Source organism: Brevundimonas sp. C43 (genome assembly GCF_030732185.1).
GTDB lineage: Bacteria > Pseudomonadota > Alphaproteobacteria > Caulobacterales > Caulobacteraceae > Brevundimonas > Brevundimonas diminuta_C.
In genome coordinates this window covers 2544699-2569190 of the sequence record NZ_CP132231.1, presented here as the reverse complement: position 1 = coordinate 2569190, position 24492 = coordinate 2544699, and the positions used below count along the sequence as shown (strand labels likewise).

Below are 24492 nucleotides of genomic sequence, written 5' to 3'. Positions count from 1 at the left end.
CCGTCCGGATCTCACGCCCGGTCCGGCGCGGCGATGATGGCGGCCTTCACGGCCCGACGCCAGCCTGAAAGCAGACGCTCGCGCTCGTCCGCCTTCATGCGCGGTTTCCAGCAGGCGGGCGCTTCAGCGGGTCGCGCCTCCAGATCGGGCAGCAGTCCGACGCCCAGGGCCGCCAGGCGCGCGGCGCCCAGGGCCGTCATTTCCTGGAAGGCCGGACGCTCCACCTCCACGTCGCAGATGTCGGCGACGAACTGCATGGCGAAACTGTTGGCGGTGACGCCGCCGTCCACCTTAAGCGTCTTAAGAGGCGGGGCGCCGTCGGCGCCCAGGGCGTCGAGCAGGTCGCGCGTCTGATAGGCCAGGGCCTCCAAGGCGGCGCGCACGAAATGGGCCGGACCGGAGTCCCGTGTCAGCCCGACGATGGTCCCTCTCGCTTCCGGCTCCCACCAGGGTGCGCCCAGACCCGTGAAGCCCGGAACCATATAGACCCCGCCGTTGTCCTTGAGGGTCTGCGCCATCGCCTCCGACTGACGCGACTCCGTGATCAGCCCGACCCCGTCCCTTAGCCATTGAATCGCCGACCCGGCCGAGAAGATCGACCCCTCCAGCGCATAGGCGGTCTGGCCGTCGGCCCGGTATCCCAGCGTGCCCAGCAGCCGCCGGGTCGAGGCTACCGGCTGCGCGCCGACATTGGCGACCAGAAAGGCGCCAGTGCCGTAGGTGATCTTGGCGTCCGCGGCCTTGAGCGCCCCATGCCCGACAAGGGCCGCCTGCTGGTCCCCCGCCGATCCGGCGATGGGCAGAGGCTGGCCGAACAGCGCTGGATCGCTCTCGCCGATTACACCCGCGCAAGGGGCGATGTCAGGCAGGGCTTCGCGGGGGATGTCGAACAAGGCGCACAAATCGTCACGCCATTCGACCGTCTTCAGATCCATCAAAGACGTGCGTGAAGCATTGGTCGCATCGGTGGCGTGGACACGGCCGCCGGTCAGTTTCCAGATCAGCCAGGCGTCGATCGTACCCAGCTTGACCTCGCCCGTCGCCGCCCGCTCGCGCGATCCGGGCACAGCATCCAAGAGCCAGGCGAACTTGGTCGCCGAGAAATAGGGATCGAGAATAAGGCCGGTCGCGGACTGGACCCTAGGCTCGTGGCCTAGGGCGGTCAGGCGGGTGGTGACGTCGGCGGTGCGGCGATCCTGCCAGACGATAGCGCGGTGCAAAGGTTCGCCTGTCGCGGCGTCCCAGATCACGGCCGTCTCGCGCTGATTGGTGATGCCGATGGCGTTGAAGCGTGCGACGCCGCCGGCCTTGCGCACGACCTCTCGACAGGTCTGGAGCGTCGCGGTCCAGATTTCGGCGGCGTCATGTTCGACCCAGCCGGATTTGGGGAAATGCTGGGCCAACTCGATCTGGCTGACCGCGACGGGACGCAAATCCCCTTTTTCTTCGCCTACCGCGCTTCGCGCGGCTTTAGGTGCGACCTCGAAGGCGATGGCGCGGGTCGAGGTCGTGCCCTGGTCGATGGCGAGGATCAGGCTCATGGTTCTCTCCCGGCTGCGTCTTGGGCTAAGGGGAGCATATGACGACGCACCTGCCCAGCTACGAAGGCGTCCTCGACGCCGCTCGACAAATCGACGGCGTCGCCGTTCGCACGCCCCTGCTCGAAAGCCCTGCTCTGAACGCGGTGGTCGACGGGCGGGTTCTCATGAAGGCGGAAAGCCTGCAGCGCGCCGGAGCCTTCAAATTTCGCGGCGCCTACAACCGCATCAGCCGACTGACCGATGAGGAGAAGGCGCGCGGCGTCGTCGCCTTCTCATCCGGAAACCATGCGCAGGGCGTCGCCGCCGCCGCCGCCATGGTCGGGACGCCGGCGATCATCGTCATGCCGTCGGATTCGCCCAGGGTGAAGGTCGAGGGGGTGATCGGCTTCGGCGGCGAGGTGCGCTTCTACGACCGCTGGAGCGAAAGCCGCGAGGCGATCGGCGCGGCCATCGCCGCCGAGCGCGGCTCGATCCTGGTTCCTCCGTTCGATGATCTTTTTATCATCGAGGGCCAGGGGACGACGGCGTTGGAAATGCTGGATCAGGCGGATGCGCCGTTCGACCAGCTGCTGTGCGGGGCGTCCGGAGGCGGGTTGATGGCCGGGATCAATCTGGTCATGGCCGAACGCAGTCCCGCGACGCAGGTGTTCGTGGTTGAGCCCGAAGCCTTCGACGACACCGCGCGATCGCTGGCGTCCGGGGAGCGGGTCGGTCATCCGCAAGGCGCGCCGTCGATCTGCGACGCCCTGATGTCGCCGATGCCGGGCGTGCTGACCTGGCCGATCAATCGACGGCTGGCGGGGGCGACCACCGTCTCGGACGGCGAGGTCGCGGAAGCGATGCGGTTCGCGTTCCGCCATCTCAAGATTGTCCTCGAACCGGGCGGCGCCGTCTCGCTTGCGGCCCTGCTTGCCGGAAAGATCGGGACGAAAGGACGGACGACGGCCATCGTGCTGTCTGGCGGCAACGTCGATCCGACGCTGTACGCCGAGATCATCGAGGGGCGCTTCGGCGGCTGAAGGGCTTCACTTGATCGCGCGGGTCGGCCAACCTCGCCTCACAGGCACAGAGGAAACGCACGATGACCAAGACGAGTGAGCTACCGGGACTGATCGGCCAGGAGGTCGGGGTGTCGAAATGGTTCGATGTCACTCAGGCCCGGATCGACGCCTTCGCCGATTGCACCGAAGATCATCAGTTCATCCATGTCGATCCGGAAGCCGCCAGGGCCACGCCGTTCGGTGGAACAATCGCGCACGGCTTCCTGACCCTGAGCCTGGCTTCCGCCATGAGCTATGACGCGGTGGCGCCGCTGGATGGCGTCGTCATGGGCGTGAATTATGGTTTCGACAAGCTGCGGTTCCTGGCGCCTGTGCCGGCAGGGTCACGCATTCGCGGTCGCTTCAAACTCATATCCGCCGACGACAAGGGCGGCGGACGCTGGTTGCTGAAGCACGAACTGACGGTCGAGATCGACGGGGCTGACAAGCCGGCGCTGATTGCCGAGTGGCTCGGGATGCAGATGGTCGATCCAAAAATCGAGCCGTGACGCTCGCATGGGTTATAGTGTCGCGCCGTCGTGGATTGTGACGCGCCGAAGGCTGGACGTTACTATTCTGCGCCTCGACGCCAAATTCATCTGTATCATCAAGGCCACGGTCTCGCCTTTGCAGATCGATACCGTCACGTTTCCGCCTCGACCTTATACAGCAAGGCTGATAAGACCCGCGTAGGCGGTAGACCCGCCCCCTACTATAACAGAGGCGGAGGGATACCCCCTATGCGTATGAAGACTTTCGTGCTGGCCTCCAGCGCAGCGGCCGCCCTGGCCCTGTCGGCTGGTGCTGTGTCGGCGGAACCCAATGGCTGGTACGGCGCCATCGACGCCGGCTACCACATGATCGACGATATCAACGCTGAATCGTCCACGACCGGCGCCAACTGGAACTGGGAAGTGAACGACGGTTGGGCGGCGTTCGCTCGCCTCGGCTACCGCTTCAACCCGAACTGGCGCGTTGAACTGGAAGGCGGCTACCGCTCGGGCGACATCGGCCGCGTTCGCGCTGTCTCGGGCACCCAGGGGCTGTGCAACCTGACCCCGGCGACGGGCGGCTGCTTCTCGCCCGAAGGCGACATCGAATCGATGACGCTGATGGCCAACGTCATCTATGACTTCGGCTTCGAATACTGGGGCGTTCGTCCGTTTGTTGGCCTCGGCGCCGGCGTAAACCAAGTGAAGACAGATACGATCGGTGGTCTGCGCGCCAACCGTGCGGCTACGTTTGCTGTTGACGACGATTCGACGAAGTTCGCCGCTCAAGCGATCGCCGGTCTGGCCTGGGCCATCAGCGACCGCGCCAACATCGACCTGACCTACCGCTATCTGACGGGCGACGCCAACTTCGCCTCGACGACGGTCGGCACGGGCGCCGGCGCCACGTCGTTCGGCGAATGGGACGGCGACTACGATCAGTCGCACACCGTGACCCTGGGTCTGCGCTACAGCTTCGGTGCGGAAGACGCTCCGCCGCCGCCGCCTCCCCCCCCGCCCCCGCCCCCGCCGCCGCCGCCGCCCCCGCCGCCTGCTCCGGTGACGCCGCCGGCTCCGGTCGCTCGCCAGTTCGTCGTCTACTTCGACTGGGATCGCTCGGACTTGACCGCAGAAGCCCGTTCGGTGGTGACGCAGGCCGCCAACTACGCCAAGTCGGGTCGTCCGACGCGCGTCCTGATCGTGGGCTACACCGACACCTCGGGTTCGGCCGCCTATAACCTGGGTCTGTCCAACCGTCGTTCGCGCACCGTCGCGGACGCGCTGGTCGCCTCGGGCGTCAACGGCGGTGTCATCGCCCTGGACGGCAAGGGCGAGACCAACCTGGCCAAGCCGACCGCCGACGGTGTGCGCGAACCGCTCAACCGCCGCGCGACCATCGACATCAACTTCTAAGACTTTCCAGGAGCCGATCTGGTTCGTCCGGATCGGCTTCAACCTTCGAAGTTGTCGAAAGACAGAACGCCGCTTCCGACAGGAAGCGGCGTTTTTCTTTGCGCCGTCTCACTACTGCGTGACGCTTCTACGCAGAGAAAAGGGCGACGCCTCGCGACGCCGCCCTCAAGAATTCTGATTTTGACGCCGATCAGCCGGTGAACGGACGGATCAGGATCTCGACCCGGCGGTTCTGCGCCTTGCCTTCGGCGGTGGCGTTCGAGGCCACCGGGTTCCGCGAGCTATTACCGGCGACGTAGAGGCGTTGGGCCAGAACGCCACGGCGCACCAGCTCGGAGGCGACGCTGCTGGCGCGGCGTTCCGACAGGGGCTGGTTGATCGCGTCGCCGCCTGAAGAGTCGGTGTGGCCGATCACGTCCACCGTCGACTGGTCATACTGCTGCAGAACGCGGGCGACATCGTCCAGCACGGGCAGGAAGCGCGGATCGATGGAGGACTGGTTCGTGGCGAAGGTCACGTCCGACGGCATCCGCAGCACAAGCAGGTCGCCCTGACGCGCCACGCCGACACCGGAACCGGACAGTTCGGCCTCCATCGCGCGCTGCTGGCGATCCATATACTGGCCGACCGCCGCGCCGCCCAGCGCGCCGATCCCGGCGCCGATCAAAGCGTTCTTGCGGCCCTGTTCGCCGTTCGAGGTGTTGGTCAGATAGCCAAGAACCGCGCCGCCCAGCGCACCCGCGATGGCGCCGGTCCCGGTGTTGTTGCGAACCGGACCTGAACGATAGGGGTCGGTGGTGGTGCAGGCGGCGGCCCCCAGCAGGGCGGCGATGGAAACGCTGGCGACGATAAACTTGGCGCGCATGGAATAGTCCCTTTCTTCTGAGCGATCTGGCGCGGAAACGTGCGCTTACTGTGAAGGTTCCAATCTGTACGGGGCATGAATGCCTTCCACGTCCGCACCCGCCATGGCCCTGACAAGGCCGCCGATTAGGCGTATGGGAACCGCCGCACATCCCCAGATCGAGGACGACGCCGTGAGCGTGACCCAGAAGGACCACACGACCGACCGCGCTATTCAGCCGGTTTCGATGACGCAGTACGACGCCGATTTTCAAGCGTTCAGCGACGCCTTGGGCGCGTCCTTCTCCCGCTATGGCTTCGCTGTGGTCGCCGACCATGGTCTGGACGAGGCGCGCATCACCGCAGCCATCGACGACGCCAAGGCCTTCTTCGCCCTGCCGGAAGAGGTGAAGCGTCAGTATCATCAACCCGGCACCGGCGGCGCGCGCGGCCTGACCCCGTTCGGGGTCGAGGCGGCCAAGGATGCCAAGACGGTCGATCTGAAGGAGTTCTGGCACGTCGGCCGGGAACTGCCCGAAGGCCACCCCTATCGCCGCTATATGCGCGACAACGTCTGGCCGACCGAGGTCGAGGGCTTCCGCGAGCATCTCTATGGCATGTTCGAGGACCTGGATGCGCTTGGCGCCAAGATCCTGCGCGCCATCGCCCGCTATCTGAAGCTGGGCGACGACTTCTTCGCCGACAAGGTGGACATGGGCAACAGCGTCCTGCGCATGCTGCACTATCCGCCGGTTCCGGCCGATGCACCGGGCGTGCGCGCCGGGGCGCACGAAGACATCAATGTCATCACCCTGTTGCTCGGCGCCGAAGAGGCCGGTCTTCAGCTAAAGGAAAAGGACGGCAGCTGGCTCGACATCGCGCCGCCGCCCGGCGCCTTGGTCGTCAATATCGGCGACATGCTGCAACGACTGACCAACCACGTTCTGCCATCGACCACCCACCGCGTGGTCAATCCGGCGCCCGAGCGTCGCGGCTTCGCCCGCTATTCGACGCCCTTCTTCCTGCACTTCAACCCGGACTTCCCGATCGAGACCCTGGCCAGCGCCATCACGCCGGACAATCCCGATCGCTATGCGGGCAAGACCATCCTGGCCGAGGATTATCTGACCGAACGCCTGCGCGAAATCCGCCTGCTCTAGGCCGTCAGCGGGAAATCCGTAGTCGGGTGATGTCGCGTCCGATGGCCTGGAAGTCGTTGGACAGGTCCGCGCCCGACTGCGGCAGGAAGGCCTTGTCCTTGTCGGTAGCGCAGGTGCTGAGGATGTTGGCCGCGTCGCTGCCGGGCGTGATCGAGAAGCCCACGGTGTAGACGATCACGCCCTTGGCCTTCATGCCGGTGCACAGTTTTGCGGCCTGATCGAACGGGTCGCCGTTCGTCGCGTCGCAGGCGATCTTGTCGTAGAGATTGCCGGATCCGGACCCGGCGTCGCGAGCGATCACGCCGCCACAATAGGGGGTGTTGAACTCGCCGTCCGTCATCAGGATCACGGCCTTCAGCACCTTGGTCGGCGCATAGGCGGCGGCCGGGTTTGAGGACCACAAACCATTGAACTGATTGGATACCGTGTACCAGCCCCAGGCCAGACCGATCTGGCCTGCCGTCGAGCCTGTGACAGACAGCCCGTTCACCAGGCTGGTCAGGGTGTCGATATTGGACGTCAGTGGTTGAACGGTCGCTGCTGGGCAGGGATTGCGTGGAGACGCGTAGTTTCGGCCGACGTAGGCAGAACTGGGGGCCGCGTCGGTATAGGCGGACGATCCTGCGCGTTCGCTGACGCAGGTCGTATTGTCGAATACCGTCAAGCGATTGTATTGCGGATCGCGGAAGACACGTTTGGCGCATCCGTCGCGGCCGCACTGAACAGCGCCGCCGTTGGAATAGTCGGCGTAGGTTGTGCCCCCGACCGGCACGACGAAGGCGTCCTTTGATGTGCGCTCGTAAACTTCAAAGAGGCCGCTGCTGTTATTCAGCGCTGTCATGCCGTTCACGCCAGTGATCTGCACACCCTCGTCCTCAGACAAGCCGTGATTGGTGGACGTGATGGTGACGAAGCAGTCGGAGCGCATGCATTTGCGGATCTGACCGCCAGAGCTGTAGCTGCTGTATCCGTTGCCGCTGGTGGTGTTCAGCGCATACCAATTCGCGCCGGATTGATATTGCAGAGACACCCGATTGGCGTCGATCCGCACGACCTTGTAAGCGCGGTTGTTGATCTGGGTCATGCCGCTGACGCCGCTGATCCAGACGTAGTCGTCGGTCGATAGCCCGTGTCCGTTGGCGGTCACGACGCCGGGCGAAGCGCGCGTAATGCCAGAGATCGACTTGGCCGCCGCCGCCGCCCATGCGGCTCCGGTGATGCTGGTCGATCCGATCGAGGCGCCGCGTGCGGCGTCGGCGCGAGAACCCAGATTCACGCCGATCGAATAGGGCACAATGGCCATGCGGGAATAGTAAGGCGTCTGTTTCGCGGCTGGCTGAACGACCAGTTTGATCAGCTGGTTCGCGGCGTTCTTCAAATCGCCGATCCGGTTGTTGCTGGCCATCGAGCCGGTGATGTCGAGCACCAGCGAGACCTCGATGTCCTTGGACGATCGATTCACCTCGGAGTGGACGCTCACGGGCAGGGTGTCGTCCAGAATCTTGCCATAGGGCGGCAGGACCACATTGGCGATCAGGGTCTTCACCTGAACCTGGATGTCGGCGATGACGATCTGCTCTTTCGTCAGCTCGATCTTGACGGCGTCGTCGGCGAACGGCTCCACCGAGGCGTTGCGCAAATTGGCTCTCAGCGCCACCAGGGCGACGGTCTTCAGGTCTTTCGGATCGGTATAGGACGACCGCGCCGCGGCCAGGGCGGCGGCGTCCAGCGCGTCCTGAACACGGGCCTTCGCCGTCGTCACGCGGTTAATGTCGATGCCGCCCAGGGTCAGCATGATCAGCGCCGGCATCACCAGGGCGAAGATCATTACGACATTGCCGCCGCGGTCCAACGAGAGGCGCGACGTGAACATGCGCAGAGCCTTCACCGCCCTGCCGATCCGATTGGAAACCTTCACCATGCCCATCCCAATGGACGCGGACCGCCCGATTAGCGTTCAGTTTGCCATCGGGCGGTTAAGGGAATTGTGAAGGGGACGGTTAACGCCGCCGCGTGATCAGGCGGCGCTCCATCCGCACTGGTGACCGCGGTTCTGTTCCTGGAGCCAGACGTTCAATGGGGCGAAATAGTCGGCGATGGCCGAGGCGTCGTTGCCGTCGTCGCCGGTGAAGGCCTTCATCGCCTCCTGCCAAGGCCGCGACTGGCCCATCTGCAGCATGGCGTTGAAGCGGGCGCCGACATCCTTGTTCCCATAGACGGAGCAGCGATGCAGCGGCCCGGTCCAGCCGGCCTGTTTGCAGGCGGCCCGCTGGAACTGGAACTGATAGATGGCCGCCAGGAAGTAGCGCGTATAGGGCGTGTTGCCGGGCACATGGTATTTGGCGCCCGGATCGAAGGCGTTGGCCGGACGCGGACCCGGCGGCACCAGGCCTTGGTACTGCAGCATGTCGGCGGTCCAGGCGGTGTTGTAGGCGGCCGGCGCCGTCTCACCCGAGAAGACGTCCCAGCGCCACCTGTCGACCATCAGGCCGAACGGCAGGAAGGCGATCTTGTCCAAGGCCATCTTGAGCAGGAAGGGAATATCTTCCTCCGCGCCCGGCGTGGTCTTCAACAGGCCGATCTGGTTCAGATAGGTGGGGGTCAGGGCCGACAGGCCGACGAAGTCGCCGATGGCCTCATGGAAGCCGTCGTTGGCGCCATTGCGGAACAGCATCGGCTGGTTCTTGTAGGCGCGCTGATAGTAGTTGTGACCCAGTTCGTGGTGGACGGTGTAGAAGTCGTCGCCGTTGACGTTGGTGCACATCTTGATGCGGATGTCGTCGGCGTTGTCCAGGTCCCAGGCCGAGGCGTGACAGACGACTTCGCGGTCGCGCGGGCGGGTGATCTGGCTGCGTTCCCAGAAGGTCTGAGGCAGCGGGTCGAGGCCCAGCGAGACGTAGAAGCCCTCGCCCGTCTTGACCATGTTGGTCGCGTCGTAGTCGGCGGCCTTCAGCAGTTCGGTGAGGTCGTAGCTTGAGGCGCCGCCGCTGGGCGGGGCAACCACATCAAAGATGTTGCCCCACTGTTGGGACCACATATTGCCCAACAGATCGGCGCGGATCGGGCCGTGGTCGGGCTGGACCGCGTCGCCGTATTTGGCGTTCAGCCTGGCGCGCACATAGCAGTGCAGGTTCTCGTAGAAGGGCTTCACCTGGGCCCACAGCCGGTCGGTCTCGGCGGCGAAATCGTCGGCGGGCATGTCGTAGCCTGACCGCCACAGGGCGCCGGTGTCGGCGAAGCCCAACTCACGCGAGCCCTCATTGGCGATCTCGACCATGCGGGCGTAGTCGTCGCGCATGACCGGCGAGATGGTGCGCCAGCCTTCATAAAGCGCCTTGGTCTCGGCGGGATCGCGGCTGTCGGCCAGGATCAGCGAGGCTTCGTCCAACGTGATCGGCTTGCCCTTGAAGTCGAACTTGCCGGTCGAATAGGTCGAATCCAGCCGCGTCGTGATCTGGGCCAATTCCTCGGCCGCGCCGGGACGATTGGGCGCCGGCAAGACCAGGCTGAGCCGCAGCAGGTTCAGCTTGCGCCGCACGACCGGATCAACCTGGACGTCGTTGAACTTGGCCGCTTGATTGGCCAGCTGGACCTGAAGCTCGGTCGCCTCGGCGTTGGCCTTGGACTCCAGCCACATGGTGTCGAAGGTGATGTTGGTGGCGCGCGCCCACTGGATGCGGGCGACATATTCGCTGACCTCGGCCCATTTGGTTTCGGCGTCGGCGATGAAGGCGGTCGCGCCCTCGGCGGTGATGGGATAGTCGTCGCGCATGCCGCTGACGGCCGGCGCAGGCGTCGTCGAGGCCGTCTGTTCGACGCCTGGCGCGCCGGCGGCGGGTTCGCTGGTGCTGGCGCAGCCGGCGGCGAAGGCGAGGGCGCAGACCGCGACGGCGGTCATCATCTGACGCTTCATGATGGATCTCCTGAACAGCGCGGGCAGGAGAGGTCAGGCCCGGTCGTCCGTCAAGCGTGACGGTTCAGCGACCGACGACGCAGGTGTTCAGACCTTCATTGCGCACCGTGCCCATGGCTGCCTGAACGCGTGCGGCGCGCCGACGCACATAGGGGCCGGGCGCGGCGGCTTCGTAACGGCGCGGAGCCGGCAGGATGGCGGCCAGACGCGCCGCCTCACGCGGGCTCAGGTCGCGGGCGTCCTTGCCGAACCAGTGTCGCGACGCGGCCTGGGCGCCATAGACGCCGGGCGCCCATTCCACCACGTTCAGATAGACCTCCATGATCCGGCGCTTGGACCACACGGCCTCGATCAGGACGGTGTAGCCCGCCTCCAGACCTTTTCGGATCCAGTCGCGGCCGGGCCAGAGGAAGACATTCTTGGCCGTCTGCTGGCTGATGGTCGAGCCGCCACGCAGGCGCCCGCCCTCGGCGTTGTGGTCCAGGGCCTTCTGGATCGCCTCCATGTCGAAGCCGTGGTGGCTGCAGAACCGGGCGTCCTCGGCGGCGATGGCGGCGTTCACCAGGTTGGGAGAAATCTGGTTCAGACCGCGCCACTGATAGTCCATGCCGTCGCCCCTCGCGAGTTGGCGCAGCATCAGTATGGTGGGCGGCGGCGGGACGATGGCGACGATCAGCACGCCCGCGACCGGGATCAGGGCTAGGATCAGAACCGCGGTCAGCACCACGCGACGCCAGCTCTTGCGGCCCGTCGCCATCAGAGGATCAAAACTCCGGCGGCGCCGTCTTCGTCGGCCCACGCCACCTTGTCGACGGCGGGGCTGAGCGACAGGGCGACGATGGCCGGACCCTTCTCAGCCTTGACGAAGTTCAGACCCTGGGCGGCCGGATGCGCCACCCAGACCCGACCGTCGGTCAGGCCGGCGGCTAGCAGGCCCTGATCGGCGCGGGCCGAGACCAGATTGACCAGGGTCGTGTCGTCATAGCCGATCTCGGTCGCCTCGCGCCCCATCGGCCCGTTCGATCCGATGAAGGGCCACAGGACCGCGCCCTGCGCGCCCGAGGTCGCCATAAGCTGCCCGTTGGCCAGAAAGGCCATCGACCGGACCTTGCCTGGATAGCCGCCCATGCGCAGATTCTTGGCGTCCTTGATGCGCCAGCCGTGCATCTGATTGTCCTGCATGGTCGTGACGACGAAGGCGCCGTCGGGCGAAAAGGCGACGCCGGTATGCGATCCGGCCCAGGCGAGCTTAACCGGCTGCTGCTTTTCGATCCGCGCATACCACAGCGCCGCCCCGCCATAGGTCGAGGTGGCGATGCGCCGGCCCTTGGGCTCAAAGGCGACGCCGGAGACGGTGCGCTCATGCTGGAAGTCGCGGCGGAAGCCCACCTCCTTGGGGTCGATCACCGACAGGGTGCGGCCGAAGGAAAAGGCGATCAGACCCGAGGCCGGCGAGGCGTCGATGGCGTCGATCCACTGGTTCTTGGCCGTGGCGAGAACGACCGGGTCCTCGTCGCGACGGGTCCAGACGACCTTGCCGTCATCGCCGCCTGTGACGATCCCGTCGCCGGACGGATGAACGCAGGCGCACAGCACGGCGCCGTCGTGCGCCTCCACCCGTGTGCGGTCCTCGAACCGGACCGAGCCGTCGCCGAGGGCGAAGACAGCGCCGGTGTTGTCGAACAGGGCGGCGGTGACCTGGGCGTCGAAATCGAAGTTCATAGGCCGCATGTAGCGATCCGACCTCGTCGCGTCACCTTCTGCCTGCCCGCTAGACCGGATCTGTCGGCTTGGGCGTCACTGGCGCAGGCTCCGCCTGCGCCTTTGCGGGTTCGTCAGGCAGGGGGATGAACTCCAGATCGTCGGCGTCCGGCAGCGTCATCCGGCCTGCCTTCCAGTCGGCCTTGGCCTGATCAATGCGGGCCTGGCTGGAGGCCACGAAATTCCACCAGATCAGCCGTTCACCCACCGGCTCGCCCCCCAGCACCATGACGGTCGACTGGGTCAGAGCCTTGACCGTCGGCTCGGCTGTCGGCTCCAGCACGATCATCTGGCCCTCGTGGAAGGTGCGATCGCCGACCTCGATGGAGCCCTTGGCCACATAGAGCGCGCGCTCGCTCATGCCTCCGGCGCCCTTGCCGGACGGCGGGGCGGTTCGCACGCCGGGCTGAAGCTCCCAGTGGATGTAGAACAGCGGCGACGACACCGGGACGGCTGCCTTGGCGCCGTAAGCCTCACCGGCCACCAGTCGCGCGAACAGGCCGCCGTTCTCGTAGGCCGGCTGGGCGTCCTCGCCCAAGTGGTGGAAGGCCGGGTCCATCTCTTCGGCTTCGTCGGGCAGGGCGACCCAGGCCTGCATGCCGTGCATCGGCCCGCCGTTGCTCTTCTTCAGCGGATCGGTGCGCTCGGAATGGACGATGCCCTTGCCGGCGGTCATCCAGTTGACCTCGCCCGGCCGGATCGCCTGATCGTAGCCGAGATTGTCGTGGTGCATGATCTCGCCCTCGAACAGATAGGTCAGGGTCGACAGGCCGATATGCGGGTGGGGTCGCACGTCGATGGCCGTGGCTCCCGGCGCGAACTCCGCCGGTCCCATCTGATCCAGAAAGATGAAGGGCCCGACCATCCGGCGCGAATGGAAGGGCAGGACGCGCCCGACCTCGAACCCGCCCAGGTCCTTGCGGCGTGCGTCGATCACCAGTTCGATCATGTGTCGGCTCCCAGTGCGGCCCGCGCCGCCTGAGCGACGTTATCCGACGTGAGGCGTGATGATGCCAAGAGGCAGAGCGGTCACATTCTTCACACCGCGCGTGACGATGTGGCTTTCGCAGTCCGAGACGATGCCGAGGGCCAGCAGCTTCTCGCGCAGGAACAGGTCGAAGGCGTGCATGTCCGAGGTGATGATGCGTAGCACATAGTCCTCGCGCCCCGTGATGGTGGCGCACTGGACCACTTCCGGCCATTTGGCCACGGCGGCCTCGAAGACATTGAGATTGTCCGCCGACGGCAGCATCAGTTTGACGATGGCGTAGACCTCGAAGTCCAAGCCCAGCAGCTGAGCATTCAGCAGGGTGACGCGCTTGGTGATCAGGCCGGAGTCTTCCAGCCGCTTGATCCGCCGCCAGCAGGGCGAGGCCGACAGTCCGACGCGATCGGCGACCTCTGCGACCGACAGCCCGGCGTCTTGTTGCAGGATATCCAGGATGCGGGCGTCGATGGGGTCGAGTTCGTCGGCCAATGCGTTTCTCCGATTATGCTTATCGCGAAATAAAATACCCGATATCGGGATTGCGCAAGGTCAAATTGAGCGAGCACCTGCTTAGGGGTCGTGTTATCACACGTCCAGAGGAAACACGGACGGACCCCAGAACGGATATGGACGCCCGCATGAACGATAAAATGAACAAAAAGAACAGCCAGCCCCTGTCCTTGCGCGTGCCGGAGCCGTCCGGCCGTCCCGGCGATACGCCGGACTTCAGCCACCTGCAGATGGACCCTGCCGGTGTCGTCGAACGGCCCGAGGTCGGATCGACGCCCTATCAGATGCGCGATCTCGCCTTCCGCCTGATTCGGGTGCTGGACGATGAGGGCGCTGCCGTCGGTCCGTGGAACCCGCGCCTGGATCCCGAGACGATGCGCCGGGGCTTGAAGGCCATGATCCTGACGCGCGCCTTCGACGACCGGATGCACCGCGCCCACCGCCAGGGCAAGACCAGCTTCTATATGAAGTGCACCGGCGAAGAGGCTATTGCGGTCGCGCAGGGCATGATCCTGAGCCGCGAGGACATGGGCTTCCCGACCTATCGCCAGCAGGGGCTTTTGATCGCGCGCGGTTATCCGCTGGTCGCGATGATGAACCAGATCTATTCGAACGCCGAAGATCCGATCAAAGGCCGCCAGCTGCCGATCATGTATTCGGCCAAGGACTATGGCTTCTTCACGATCAGCGGCAATCTGGGCACCCAGGTGCCGCAAGCCGTGGGCTGGGCCATGGCCAGCGCCTACAAGGGCGACGACAAGATCGCCATCAGCTGGATCGGCGACGGCGCCACGGCTGAAGGTGATTTCCACAACGCCCTGACCTTCGCCTCCGTCTATCGCGCCCCGGTCATTCTGAACGTCGTCAACAACCAGTGGGCCATCAGCTCCTTCCAGGGCATCGCCGGCGGGCTTGAGACCACCTTCGCCTCCAAGGCCATCGGCTATGGCCTGCCGGCCTTGCGGGTGGACGGCAACGACTTCCTGGCGGTCTGGGCCGCGACCCAGTGGGCCGAGGAACGGGCGCGGTCGAACCAGGGGGCGACGGTGATCGAGCTGTTCACCTATCGCGGCGCCCCGCACTCGACTTCCGACGACCCCAGCCGCTATCGCCCTGGCGACGAGCATGAGAAATGGCCGCTGGGCGATCCGATCGAACGTCTGCGCCAGCATCTGACCGTCATCGGCGAATGGGACGACGAGCGTCACGCCGAGGCGTTAAAGGACGCTGTCGAACAGGTCCGCGCCGCGGGCAAGGAATCCGAAGCCATCGGCACCCTGGGCCAGTCGCGTCCCAGCGTGAAGACGATGTTCGAAGAGGTCTATGCGACCGAAGACTGGCGGCTGATCGAACAGCGCCGCGAGGTAGGGGTCTGACCATGAGCGAGCAAACCACCTTCACCGACGCCGATCGCAACGACGGCGTCGAGCCCGACATGGTCGACCAGAACGCCGCCCCCGCCTCGGAAGCGACGGGCGCGGGCGTGGTCCCCATGAACATGATCCAGGCGCTGAACTCGGCCATCGACGTCAAGATGGCCGAAGACGCCAACGTCCTGTCGTTCGGCGAGGACGCCGGCTATTTCGGCGGCGTCTTCCGCGTCACCGACAAGCTGCAGCAGAAGCACGGCCTGACCCGCAGCTTCGACGCCCCGATCTCGGAATGCGGCATCGTCGCCGCCGCCATCGGCATGGGCGCCTATGGGCTGCGTCCCGTCGTCGAGATCCAGTTCGCCGACTACATCTACCCGGCCTACGACCAGATCGTCTCGGAAGCGGCCAAGATGCGCTACCGCTCGGGCGGTCAGTTCACCTCGCCGATCACGGTGCGCAGCCCCTATGGCGGCGGCATCTTCGGCGGTCAGACCCACAGCCAGTCGCCTGAAAGCCTGTTCACCCATATCGCGGGCCTGAAGGTCGTCATTCCGTCCAACCCCTATGACGCGAAGGGCCTGCTGACCGCCGCCATCGAGGACGACGATCCGGTCGTCTTCTTCGAGCCGAAGCGGCTCTATAATGGGCCGTTCGACGGCTGGCATGAGAAGCCGGTCAGCCCGTGGAAGGCCCAGGATCTGGCACAGGTCCCAACCGGCAAATATGTCGAGCCGATCGGCAAGGCGCGCGTGATGCGCGAAGGAAACGACGTCACCATCCTGGCCTATGGGACCATGGTCTGGGTCGCCCTGGCCGGCGCGGAACACGCGGGCGTGGACGCCGAGGTCATCGACCTGCGCTCGCTCGTGCCGCTGGACATCGAAGCCATCGAGGCCTCGGTGAAGAAGACCGGCCGCTGCGTCATCGTGCATGAGGCGCCCAAGACCTCGGGCTTCGGCGGCGAACTGTCGGCCCTGGTGCAGGAGCGCTGCTTCTATTCGTTGGAGGCGCCGATCGCGCGCGTCACCGGTTGGGACACGCCCTATCCGCACGCTTTCGAATGGGAATATTTCCCCGGGCCGCAACGGGTCGCAGACGCCTTGAAGAGCGTCATGACGGGAGGTCGCTGACATGGGTCGTTTCGTCTTCAAACTGCCCGACGTGGGCGAAGGCACCGCCGAGGCCGAACTGGTCGGATGGCACGTCAAGGTCGGCGATGTCGTCGCCGAGGACCAGATCGTCGCCGACGTCATGACCGACAAGGCCACGGTCGAGATCACCGCCCCGGTCAGCGGCAAGGTCGTCGCCCTGCACGGCGAACCCGGCGCCATGGTGCCGGTGCGCGGTCCTCTGGTGGAGTTCGAGGTCGAGGGGGCGGGCAATGCCGATGACGCCCCGACGCCTGCCGCCCCTGCCGTCGCCAAACCGGACCCCGCGCCCGTGGTCGCCGAAGCGCCGAAGGTCGAGACGCCGGCAGCCCCCGCTGTCGAGGCGCCGACATCCGGCAACTATGTCTTCAAACTGCCTGACGTCGGTGAAGGCACGGCCGAGGCCGAGCTGGTCGGCTGGCACGTCAAGGTCGGGGATGCGGTCGAGGAAGACCAGATCATCGCCGATATCATGACCGACAAGGCCACGGTCGAAATCACCTCGCCGGTCGCCGGAACGGTCGTCGCGCTGTACGGCGAGGCGGGCAAGTCGGTGCCGGTCGGCGGACCGCTGGTCGCGTTCGATGTCGAGGGTCGGGGCAATGTCTCGACGCCCGTCGCGGCGCCGAAACCGGCCCCGAAGCCGGCGGAGAATGCGACGGCGGCTTCCGCCGCGGTTTCGACGGCTCAAAGGGCGCCTTCAGCGACTGCGCCGTCCAAGCCTGTTCCCGCCCTGACCGGCCGCGCGCCCGGCGAACGTCCGTCGGCCTCGCCGGCCGTGCGCAATCGCGCGCGGGACCTGGGCGTCGATCTGACCTTCGTGCCCGGTTCCGGCCCGGCGGGTCGGATCACGCACGAGGATCTGGACGGCTTTATCGCGCGCGGCGGTTCCCAACCCGCGTCGGCGCCGTCCGGCGTCGGCTCGACCTATGCGAAGGCGCAAGGGACCACCGAGGTCAAGATCATCGGCCTGCGCCGCAAGATTGCGGAGAAGATGGCCGAGAGCGTGCGCCGCATTCCCCACATCACCTATGTCGAGGAAATCGACATGACGGCGGTGGAGGAGTTGCGCGCCCACCTGAACGCGACGAAGTCCAAGGATCAGCCCAAGCTGAACGTCCTGCCCTTCATCGCCCGCGCCATCGTCGTCGCCCTGCGCGACCAGCCCCAGATCAACGCCACCTATGACGACGAAGCCGGCGTCCTGACCCAACACGCCCCGGTCCATCTGGGCATCGCCGCCCAGACCCCGAATGGCCTGATGGTGCCGGTGGTCCGCCATGCCGAGGCGCGCGACCCCTACGATACGGCTCTGGAAATCGCGCGTGTGTCGGGCGCCGCCAAGGAAGGTTCGGCCAAGCGCGAGGAACTGTCGGGTTCGACCATCACCATCACCTCGCTGGGCACGCTGGGCGGGGTGGTCCACACCCCGATCATCAACCACCCCGAGGTCGCCATCGTTGGTCCGAACAAGATCGCCGAACGGGTCGTGGTCAAGGACGGCCAGATGGTCGTGCGCAAGATGATGAACCTGTCCTCCAGCTTCGACCACCGCATCGTCGACGGTCACGACGCGGCGGTGTTCGTGCAGCGGATCAAGGGGCTTCTGGAAAACCCGGCGACGCTGTGGATGGGGTGAGGCCATGCACCGGCTTCTGGGCGTGTTGGCATTGACATCTGCGATCACCGGCGCACCGGTTCTAGCTTGCGTGCCGGCCCCGGGTGATCAGTTCCAGGCCCGAGCGCGCGACCTTCGCGCCGTGACAAGCGTCTATGAAGCGAGGATCGAAAACACAGTTTGGCATGACCAGTACGGTGACAATGTCGATTTCACTGTGAGGCCGACCTTGGCTGTTTGGGGTCCGGTGTCCCCGCAGCCGTTCCGAATGTCATATGAGGCGGGAGCCTGCACGAACTGGCTTTTCCTCATGGATGACGAAGGTGAGCCGCGAAATGGCTCGAGGGTTATTGTGATGGCGAGCCCTAAAGCAGAGGCGGACAGGCGTTGGCTCTACGTTGTGAAGGCTGACGCGGAGTATATCGAAAGCTTTATGAGCGACTGGCGCGCAGCAAGAGCTGGCCAGCCTCTATCGAGACCAAAATGACTCAAAATCTGAAAACCAAAGTGCTCATCGTCGGCGCAGGTACCGGCGGCTATGTCGCGGGTATCCGTTGCGGCCAGCTTGGCCTCGACACCATGTTGGTGGACGGCGGCGATGGGCTGGGCGGCACCTGCCTGAACGTCGGCTGCATTCCGTCCAAGGCCATCATCCATGCGGCAGGCAAGTTCGAGACGGTGACAAAGGCGGCCGGCGGCGGAACCCTGGGCATCACGGCGGCGGCGCCGGCCATCGACTTGTCGCAGACGGTCGCGTGGAAGGACGGCATCGTCCGTAAGCTGAACGCCGGCGTCGCGGCCCTGCTGAAGAAGGCCAAGGTCAAGGTCATCAAGGGCTGGGCCGAGTTCGCCGACGCCAAGACCTGCGTGGTGAAAACCGACGAAGGCGATATCCGCATCACCGCCGAACACGTCATCCTGGCGACGGGATCCGAGCCGGTCGAACTGCCCTTCCTGCCGTTCGGCGGCGACGTCATTTCCTCGACCGAGGCGCTGAGCCTGTCGGAGGTTCCCAAGAAGCTGGTCGTCGTGGGCGGCGGCTATATCGGGCTGGAACTGGGCATCGCCTATCGCAAGCTGGGCGCCGAAGTAGCCATCGTCGAAATGGCCGACCGTATCCTGCCGCTCTACGGCAAGGCCCTGACCGATCCGGTCTCCAAGTGGCTGGAGAAGCATGGCGTCGAGCTGCATCTGGGGGCGCGCGCCGGGGGCTTCGGCGACGGAAAGCTGTCGATCACGACCAAGGATGGCGAGCCGCTGCAACTGGACGCCGACAAGGTGCTGGTCACGGTCGGTCGGCGTCCGCGTACGCAAGGCTGGGGTCTGGAAAACATGGGCGTGACCATGGCCGGTCCGTTCGTGAAGATCGACCAGCGCTGCGCCACCTCGATGAAGAACGTCTGGGCGGTCGGCGACCTGACCGGCGAACCCATGCTGGCCCACAAGGGTTCGGCCCAGGGCGAAGTGGTCGCCGAAATCATCGCCGGCCATGACCGCATCTTCGACCCCGTCACCATCGCCGCGGTCTGTTTCACCGAGCCGGAAATCGTCTCGGCCGGTCTGGGCCCGAACGAGGTCGCGGGCCGCGACGATGTGATCCAGTCGGTCTTCCCCTTCGCCGCGATCGGTCGCGCCATGGCCATCGAGGCGGGTGAGGATGGCGGCTTCGTGCGGGTGATCGCGAACAAGGGCGATCATCGCATCCTGGGCATCCAGGCGGTGGGCCAGCATGTGTCGGAACTGTCCAACAGCTTCGCCCAGATGCTGGAGATGGGTGCCGTGCTGGAAGACGTCGCCGGGACGATTCACGTCCACCCGACGTTGGGCGAGGCCTTCCACGAGGCCAGCCTGCGCGCCCTCGGGCACGCCATCCACATCTAATCAGATCCGGTCCAGCCGCTTCGCATGGTTCGCCACCATGCGGAGCGCCAGGCCATCGGGCAGGAAGCGGGCCAGTCCGGCCATGACGTTGTTCATGACGCCGGGGGTGACGCTGGGACGGTTGGCCTCGCAGGCGTCATGGCCGATGCGCGCCACGCGCACGGCGTCCATCCACATCCAGGCCGGATAGGCGCTGGAGACCTGCTCGCGCGAACCGTTGACGTCGTGGAACTCGGTCAGGGTGTAGCCGGGGTTCAGCACCGTCACGTGAACGCCGGTTCCCTGCGTCTCCAGATGCAGGCCCTGCGAAGCCTTGATCAGGAAGCTCTTGATCGGCCCGTACAGGGTGTCGCCTCCCGTCGCGGGCATCTGGCCGGCCAGCGAGGCGACGTTAAGCACTCGGCCGAAGCCGTGCTGGATCATATCGGGCAGCAACAGGCGCGAAAGCTCGACCGGCGCGGTCAGCATGACCTGGATCATGGCGCGATGAGCGCTCAGGTCGGTATCCAGAAAGCCGGTGACCCGGCTGAATCCCGCATTGTTGACCAAGCCGTCGACGGTCAGGCCGCGCGCGGCGATTGCGGCGACCAACCGCTCGGGCGCTGCGGGATCGGACAGGTCTTCGGGGATCACGGTCGTGGTCACGCCGTGGGCGACGTTCAAGTCGTCAGCCAGAGCCTGCAACGGGGCTTGGCGACGCGCTGTCAGGATCACATTCCAGTCCTCGGCCGCATAGGTCCGGGCCAGGGCCGCGCCGATGCCGGCAGACGCGCCGGTGATCAGAACGGTTCGATTCACGGCGCGATCAGGCCGCGACGGGGCAGGACTTGTGCGGCGCAAAGGCCGCCAGCGCGATCGGGTTGTCGGCCAGAAGGTCGGCGATGGTGATCTTGGACAAAGCCTCGGTCGCGGCCTCGTCGGCGGCGGTCAGGGCCTTGGCCACCTGGCGCGGGATATGTTCGCTGATCGGACAACCCTTGGCGCCGGCGGGGGGCGAGCCGATGTGGGCGCATCCGTTCACCGCCTTCAGCACCTGATCCAGCCGGATGTCCTCGGGCTGACGCAACAGCCAGGAGCCGCCGGTCGCGCCCGGACGGGTGGCGATCAGCCCGGCCTTTGCCAAGAGCGCGGTCACGCGGCGCACCACGACGGGATTGGTCGGGATCGAGGACGCCAGCACGCCGCTGGGCATCGCCTGCGCAGGCCCGAACGCGCCCTTGTGAGCCATATAGGCCAGGGCGTGGGCGGCGACGGGGAAGCGTTGGCTGTCTGACATGGTTCTGTTCCTGATGCGAAAATAGGCGTTCAGGGGGCGAATCACAAATCGCGCCGCAGAACGCCGAAACCGAATCCATCGCGGCGCGATTGAAGACCGCGTGGAATGAGCCTAAAGGCTCGCCGCTTTGAAGGGACCGACGCCGCGTCGGAGACCCGGAGGATACGCATGGCCGGGGACACTCCCCACGACGCGAGCGCTCCCTCGCCCGCGTCGAACACGCCGGACAAGCCCACCCACGCCGCGGGTCCGGAATCCCACATCCCGGGCGGCCAGGCCGCGAAGCACGGCGGCTTCTGGGCCCTGACCATCGGCGCGATCGGCGTGGTGTTTGGCGACATCGGCACCAGCCCGCTTTACGCCCTGCGCGAGGCGATCGACCATGCGCGCTCCGGCGTCGGCGGCGATCTGGCCGTGATCGGCGTCGTCTCGCTGGCGTTCTGGGCGCTGATGGTGGTGGTGACGTTCAAATACGTCTTCTTCCTGATGCGCGCCGACAACAAGGGCGAGGGCGGCACCCTGTCGCTGATGGCGCTGGCGCAGTTCGCGGTCGGTCGGCGCAGCGCCTGGATCTTCATCCTTGGCGTCTGCGGCGCGGCCCTGTTCTATGGCGACGGCATCATCACGCCCGCCATTTCGGTCCTGTCCGCTGTCGAGGGTTTGCAGGATGCTCCGGGTCTGGCCGGGCGGCTGGATTCCTTCATCGTGCCGATCTCGGCCGGCATCCTGATCGCCCTGTTCCTGGTCCAGTCGCGCGGCACGGCCAGCCTGGCCAAATATTTCGGCCCGATCACCGCCGTCTGGTTCCTGAGCCTGGGCGCGCTGGGGCTGTATCATATCTTCGACGACGTCAGCGTGCTGCGGGCCCTGTCGCCCCACTATGGCGTCATGCTTCTGCTCAATGACGGCTTCCTGGGCTTCGTGATCCTGGGCAGCGTCTTCCTGGCCGTCACGGGGGCTGAGGCCCTGTATGCCGACATGGGCCATTTCGGAAAGGCGCCGATCCGGATGGGCTGGCTGGCCTTCGTGCTGCCGTGCCTGACGCTGAACTACCTGGGCCAGGGCGCCCTGATCCTGGACAATCCGGCCGCATCCGAGAACCCGTTCTGGAACATGGTGCCGCAGTTCGCCTATTGGCCGATGCTGATCCTGGCGACCGCCGCGACCGTCATCGCCTCCCAGGCCGTGATCACCGGCGCCTTCTCTGTGACGCAGCAGGCGGTTCAGCTGGGCCTTCTGCCGCGCATCGACATCAAGAACACCTCCGAGACCCAGGCTGGCCAGATCTTCGTGCCGGCGGTCAACACCTTCCTGATGGTCGGCGTGCTGGTGCTGCTGGTCGTGTTCCAGAGCTCGCATAACCTGACCGCCGCCTATGGCGTGGCGGTGACGGGCACCATGCTGGTCAATACGCTGATGGCCTATTCGGTCATCCGCAAGGGTTGGAAGTGGCCGATGTGGGCGGTGGCCGGAACCCTCATTCCGTTCGCCTTCATCGACAGCGTCTTCCTGACGTCCAACCTGCTGAAGATTCCGGACGGGGCGTGGATGCCGCTGGTGCTGGGCGCCCTGCTGGTCGTGGTGATGTGGACCTGGGTTCGCGGGACGCAGATCCTGACGGCCAAGACGCGCAAGGACAGCCTGCCGCTGAACGACCTGATCGAGATGCTTCAGGCCAGGCCGCCGCACCGTGCGCCGGGCATGGCCATCTTCCTGACCTCGGATCCCGACGTCGCGCCGGTCGCCCTGATGCACAATCTCAAGCACAACAAGGTGCTGCACGAGAAGAATGTCATCCTGACCGTGCGCACCTCCGAGCGCCCGCGCGTCAAGGAGGCCGACCGGGTGCGGATGGAGCCGATCAACGACGACTTCAAGAAGGTGACGGTCACCTACGGCTTCATGGAGACGCCGAACGTGCCGCGCGCCCTGGGCCTGTGCCGCAAACAGGGGCTGAAGTTCGACATCATGTCGACCAGCTTCTTCCTGGGTCGCCGTTCGCTGATCCCGTCGGCGCGTCAGGGCATGCCGCTGTGGCAGGACAAGTTGTTCATCTTCCTGATGCGCAACGCCGCCAATCCGACCGACTTCTTCCACATCCCGCCCGGCCGCGTGGTCGAGCTTGGCGCGCAGGTGGCGGTATGAGCACCGAGGGACGGGGCGGGCAGAGCTCGCAGGCGCGCGGTCGTCGCATGGCCACCAAGGGCCGGCCTCGCCCGGCCTCGGCCGAGGCCGCGCAAGGCCCGTCGCAGGACGACATCGGCGTCGAGGCTCGCGTCGTCGCCGGCATCCTCCTGAACGCCGCGCTGGAGAAGCGCAACGGCCTGGACGAAGCCCTGTCTCAGCCCGCCGCCCGCGCGCTTGAGCCGATGGATCGCGCCTTCGCTCGCGCCGTGGCCATGGCGGCCCTGCGTCGTCTGGGCGAGATCGACCAGATCCTGGATCGCCGCTTGAAGAAGTCTCCGCCCGAGGCTGTGCGCACCCTGATGCGCATCGCCCTGGCCCAGACTCTGGTGCTGGAAACGCCCGCCTTCGCCGCCGTTTCGACGGCGGTGAAACTGGCCGAGCGCGATCCCAAGACCCGGCCCTACAAGAACCTGGTCAATGCGGTGCTGCGCGGGGTGGGGCGCGAAGGCCCCGGCCTGACGACGGCCGAGAGCAATCTGCCGGACTGGATCGCGGCGCGCTGGAAGGCGACCTATGGCGAAGCTGCCTTGGCGGGTCTGGCCCTGGCCGCGCGCGAAGAACCCGCGACCGATCTCAGCCTGAAGCCGAGCGTCGATCCCGCCGCCGTGGCTGCGGCTGTCGAGGGGGAAGCCTTGCCCGGGGGCACGGTTCGCACCGGCCGTCGCGGCGATGTGGCCGGCTGGCCCGGTTTCGAGGACGGCGACTGGTGGGTCCAGGACGCGGCCGCCGCCGTGCCCGGCCGGCTGCTGGATGTGAAACCGGGCGAAACCGCCCTGGACATGTGCGCCGCGCCCGGAGGCAAGACGCTGCAACTGGCGGCCGCCGGCGCGTCGGTCGTTGCGCTCGACCGTTCGGGCCCGCGCCTGAAACGCCTGACACAGAACCTTGAGCGGACCGGCCTGACCGCCGAGGTCGTCGCCGTTCCGGCCGAGGACTGGGAGGATGTCCGCACCTTCGACGCCGTTCTGCTGGATGCCCCCTGCACTGCGACGGGCACCTTCCGCCGCAATCCGGAGGTCCTGCGCGCCACCAAACCGGCAGAGGTCGCCAAACTGGCCGACGTCCAGCACCGCCTGCTCGACGCCGCCGCCGAACGCGTGAAGCCGGGCGGCCGTCTAGTCTATTGCACCTGCTCGCTGGAGCGTGAGGAAGGCGAGACTCAGATCATCGCCTTCCTGCGTCGCAATCCTGCCTTCCGCACCGTCGCCGCCGATCCGACCGCCGTAGGCGCTCCGCCCGAGGCGCTGACGCCCGAAGGTTGGTTGCGCATACTGCCCTCCATGTGGGCCGAACACGGCGGACTGGACGGCTTCTTCGCGGCAAGGCTGGAACGGGTGTCCTGAGCGGGA

The 24492-nt window shown here is 66.1% G+C and carries 21 protein-coding genes; 11 read left to right on the top strand and 10 right to left on the bottom strand.

Annotation, left to right across the window (positions count from 1 at the left end; translation table 11 throughout):
• Nucleotides 1–11 precede the first annotated feature (11 nt).
• Nucleotides 12–1541: a glycerol kinase GlpK gene (gene glpK, locus Q9R14_RS12930; protein WP_306002649.1), complete on the bottom strand. Its 1530-nt coding sequence runs from the start codon at nt 1539–1541 to the stop codon at nt 12–14.
• 38 nt (nt 1542–1579) lie between these two features.
• Between glpK and Q9R14_RS12925 the strand changes: the two genes are divergently transcribed.
• The 3 genes from Q9R14_RS12925 (at nt 1580) to Q9R14_RS12915 (ending at nt 4485) form a co-directional block, all read left to right on the top strand.
• Entirely contained in the window at nt 1580–2560 is a 981-nt protein-coding gene (locus tag Q9R14_RS12925; protein ID WP_306002648.1) for a threonine/serine dehydratase, read from the top strand.
• A gap of 62 nt (nt 2561–2622) precedes the next feature.
• A complete protein-coding gene (locus Q9R14_RS12920; RefSeq protein WP_306002647.1) occupies nt 2623–3090 on the top strand; it encodes a MaoC family dehydratase in 468 nt (155 codons plus the stop codon).
• A 237-nt stretch (nt 3091–3327) separates the two neighbouring features.
• Nucleotides 3328–4485: an OmpA family protein gene (locus Q9R14_RS12915; RefSeq protein WP_306004155.1), complete on the top strand. Its 1158-nt coding sequence runs from the start codon at nt 3328–3330 to the stop codon at nt 4483–4485.
• Nucleotides 4486–4675: 190 nt separating this feature from the next.
• Here Q9R14_RS12915 and Q9R14_RS12910 read toward each other — a convergent pair whose 3' ends face one another.
• On the bottom strand, nt 4676–5350 hold the full coding sequence (locus tag Q9R14_RS12910; protein ID WP_045811096.1) for an OmpA family protein: 675 nt from the start codon (nt 5348–5350) through the stop codon (nt 4676–4678).
• Nucleotides 5351–5576: 226 nt separating this feature from the next.
• Between Q9R14_RS12910 and Q9R14_RS12905 the strand changes: the two genes are divergently transcribed.
• Nucleotides 5577–6488, top strand: coding sequence for an isopenicillin N synthase family oxygenase (locus Q9R14_RS12905; RefSeq protein WP_306004154.1), 912 nt, complete (start codon nt 5577–5579; stop codon nt 6486–6488).
• A gap of 4 nt (nt 6489–6492) precedes the next feature.
• Here Q9R14_RS12905 and Q9R14_RS12900 read toward each other — a convergent pair whose 3' ends face one another.
• The 6 genes from Q9R14_RS12900 to Q9R14_RS12875 all read right to left on the bottom strand — a co-directional run bounded on the left by Q9R14_RS12900 (nt 6493) and on the right by Q9R14_RS12875 (nt 13639).
• Nucleotides 6493–8406, bottom strand: coding sequence for a TadE/TadG family type IV pilus assembly protein (locus tag Q9R14_RS12900; protein WP_306002646.1), 1914 nt, complete (start codon nt 8404–8406; stop codon nt 6493–6495).
• Between the two features lie 99 nt (nt 8407–8505).
• Nucleotides 8506–10401 carry a M2 family metallopeptidase gene (locus Q9R14_RS12895; RefSeq protein WP_306002645.1) on the bottom strand — a complete coding sequence of 632 codons (1896 nt, stop codon included), beginning with the start codon at nt 10399–10401 and terminating at the stop codon, nt 8506–8508.
• Nucleotides 10402–10465: 64 nt separating this feature from the next.
• On the bottom strand, nt 10466–11158 hold the full coding sequence (mtgA, locus tag Q9R14_RS12890) for a monofunctional biosynthetic peptidoglycan transglycosylase (RefSeq protein WP_306002644.1): 693 nt from the start codon (nt 11156–11158) through the stop codon (nt 10466–10468).
• Nucleotides 11158–12123, bottom strand: a complete 966-nt coding sequence (locus Q9R14_RS12885; RefSeq protein ID WP_184280026.1) for a WD40 repeat domain-containing protein — start codon at nt 12121–12123, stop codon at nt 11158–11160. The genes mtgA and Q9R14_RS12885 overlap by 1 nt, the downstream gene beginning before the upstream one ends.
• 49 nt (nt 12124–12172) lie before the next feature.
• On the bottom strand, nt 12173–13111 hold the full coding sequence (locus Q9R14_RS12880) for a pirin family protein (RefSeq protein ID WP_306002643.1): 939 nt from the start codon (nt 13109–13111) through the stop codon (nt 12173–12175).
• Nucleotides 13112–13150: 39 nt separating this feature from the next.
• Nucleotides 13151–13639, bottom strand: a complete 489-nt coding sequence (locus Q9R14_RS12875; protein WP_055754211.1) for an Lrp/AsnC family transcriptional regulator — start codon at nt 13637–13639, stop codon at nt 13151–13153.
• A 161-nt stretch (nt 13640–13800) separates the two neighbouring features.
• Here Q9R14_RS12875 and Q9R14_RS12870 point away from each other — a divergent pair, with 161 nt between their 5' ends.
• Genes Q9R14_RS12870 through lpdA form a run of 5 tightly spaced genes read left to right on the top strand, consistent with a single transcriptional unit; the run spans nt 13801 to nt 19680 of the window.
• Nucleotides 13801–15036 carry a thiamine pyrophosphate-dependent enzyme gene (locus Q9R14_RS12870; RefSeq protein ID WP_200932916.1) on the top strand — a complete coding sequence of 412 codons (1236 nt, stop codon included), beginning with the start codon at nt 13801–13803 and terminating at the stop codon, nt 15034–15036.
• Nucleotides 15037–15095: 59 nt separating this feature from the next.
• Complete coding sequence (locus Q9R14_RS12865) at nt 15096–16163, top strand: alpha-ketoacid dehydrogenase subunit beta (RefSeq protein ID WP_081600497.1); 1068 nt, start codon at nt 15096–15098, stop codon at nt 16161–16163.
• A gap of 1 nt (nt 16164) precedes the next feature.
• Complete coding sequence (locus Q9R14_RS12860) at nt 16165–17820, top strand: 2-oxo acid dehydrogenase subunit E2 (RefSeq protein WP_306002642.1); 1656 nt, start codon at nt 16165–16167, stop codon at nt 17818–17820.
• 4 nt (nt 17821–17824) lie between these two features.
• Nucleotides 17825–18286, top strand: a complete 462-nt coding sequence (locus tag Q9R14_RS12855; protein ID WP_306002641.1) for a hypothetical protein — start codon at nt 17825–17827, stop codon at nt 18284–18286.
• Nucleotides 18283–19680 (top strand): dihydrolipoyl dehydrogenase, encoded by a 1398-nt coding sequence (gene lpdA, locus Q9R14_RS12850; protein WP_306002640.1) that lies wholly within the window; start codon nt 18283–18285, stop codon nt 19678–19680. The genes Q9R14_RS12855 and lpdA overlap by 4 nt, the downstream gene beginning before the upstream one ends.
• Here the strand turns inward: lpdA and Q9R14_RS12845 are convergent, their stop codons facing one another.
• Together Q9R14_RS12845 and Q9R14_RS12840 are read right to left on the bottom strand one after the other, a co-directional pair.
• Entirely contained in the window at nt 19681–20478 is a 798-nt protein-coding gene (locus tag Q9R14_RS12845) for an SDR family oxidoreductase (RefSeq protein ID WP_306002639.1), read from the bottom strand.
• Between the two features lie 7 nt (nt 20479–20485).
• Nucleotides 20486–20956, bottom strand: a complete 471-nt coding sequence (locus tag Q9R14_RS12840) for an Rrf2 family transcriptional regulator (protein ID WP_055807840.1) — start codon at nt 20954–20956, stop codon at nt 20486–20488.
• Between the two features lie 168 nt (nt 20957–21124).
• Here Q9R14_RS12840 and Q9R14_RS12835 point away from each other — a divergent pair, with 168 nt between their 5' ends.
• Together Q9R14_RS12835 and Q9R14_RS12830 are read left to right on the top strand one after the other, a co-directional pair.
• On the top strand, nt 21125–23101 hold the full coding sequence (locus Q9R14_RS12835; RefSeq protein ID WP_306002638.1) for a potassium transporter Kup: 1977 nt from the start codon (nt 21125–21127) through the stop codon (nt 23099–23101).
• Nucleotides 23098–24486, top strand: coding sequence for an RsmB/NOP family class I SAM-dependent RNA methyltransferase (locus tag Q9R14_RS12830; protein ID WP_371929724.1), 1389 nt, complete (start codon nt 23098–23100; stop codon nt 24484–24486). Before Q9R14_RS12835 ends, Q9R14_RS12830 begins: the two co-directional genes overlap by 4 nt.
• The last annotated feature ends 6 nt before the right edge of the window (nt 24487–24492 follow it).